The organism is Fibrivirga algicola, assembly GCF_011742925.1.
GTDB classification, from domain to species: Bacteria; Bacteroidota; Bacteroidia; order Cytophagales; family Spirosomataceae; genus Fibrella; species Fibrella algicola.
The window spans coordinates 1-1,289 of the sequence record NZ_WAEL01000028.1 but is presented as its reverse complement, the minus strand read 5'-3'; the positions used below and the strand labels follow the sequence as shown (position 1 = coordinate 1,289).

General features: G+C 58.3%; 1 protein-coding gene. It reads right to left on the bottom strand.

Annotated elements, in window-relative coordinates; all coding sequences use genetic code 11:
• A partial coding sequence (locus tag F7231_RS27050) for an SdrD B-like domain-containing protein (RefSeq protein ID WP_166694345.1) occupies positions 1-1,220 on the bottom strand: 1,220 nt, incomplete at its 3' end.
• Between the last annotated feature and the right edge of the window lie 69 nt (positions 1,221-1,289).

Here is a 1,289-nt window from a genome sequence, read left to right as displayed (position 1 = left end):
GTAGCCGTTACCGATGGGTTCACCGTGATGGTCGCCGTTGCTGAAGCCGGACAGGCATCGGCCGCCGATGGAATACAGGTGAATGAGTAGCTGGTTGTTACGATAGGGGAAACAGAAATGGTGGCTTGCGTAGAGCCGGTGTTCCACGTCAGTGACCCAACACAGTTGTTGGCGGTTAACGAAGCTGATTCGCCTACGCAGAGAGCGGTAACCGACCGGGCGATGGTCAGGTTGGGCACCGAACCGTTGTAAATAATAATCGGGCAGCAGCTTCCGGCCTGGCAATTGGTGCCAACCGTGGTAGAGGTATAGCTGTAGGTCCCCGCCGTAACAATAGTCAGGCTGTTACCGGTGCCCACCGAAACCCCGTCGCGGAACCACTCTACATTCTGCAGGTCAGTCGTTAGACTGGTCACATAGGCATCGCCCTGGCAGAGTTTCACCGGGACCGTAAAGCAGGCGCGCGCCAGGTTATTGCGGGGAGTGCCATCGGCCGAAGTAGCCGTGACACCGGCAACGTTGGTGAGGACACCGTTGGCAACGGCCCGTACCGTCACCTGATAGCTTGCTGACGCATCGGTCAGCAACGTACCTGGCGACCAGGTTACCTGTACCTGACCTGAGCCAAGCAGGGCCGTGGTGGCCGCTGGCGTTGATGAAACGTATTGCATGCCCGCGTCGAGGGTGTCGCGAATGACAACACCTGTAGCGGTGCTGCCACCTACGTTCGACAGGCTCAGGGTAAATGTGGCCGTACTACCCTGAGTAACACTAAAGCTGTTGCTGGCTTTGGTGAGTACCAGATCGGGATCACCGGCCGCGTAGCCAAAGCCCAGGTTATTGGGCAGCAGGCCCCCTGCCGAGCTTTGGACCACAATAACGGCGGTGCTGCCAATCAGGGAGGCATCGCTGTCCGCAAGCTCATCGCTGCCCTGGTTGGCCAGTACCAACTTGCGGTTGGGGGGTGCATCGGCGGCGTTGATCCGAACGTCGTAGCTGGTGTTGGGCTGAATGGTGCTGGTAAACGAGAACAGACCGGTTGCTGTGGTCAGTGTTGTTTCGCGGAGTACCCCATCGCTGGTGAAGAGATTAACCCGAACGTTGGGTATTCCAACCTCAGCAGCATCGAAGATGTTGTTCTGGTTGTCGTCACGGAATACATAGTTACCCGGTGGGGTAGGGCCGGCTGCTGATGCCGGTGGGCTTGGTGGGGCTGCCAAGGCGGTAGAGCAGCTGCTCAGGAGCCCTAACAGCAGCAGGCAGTAGTGCCTTAATAACGGATAAGTTGC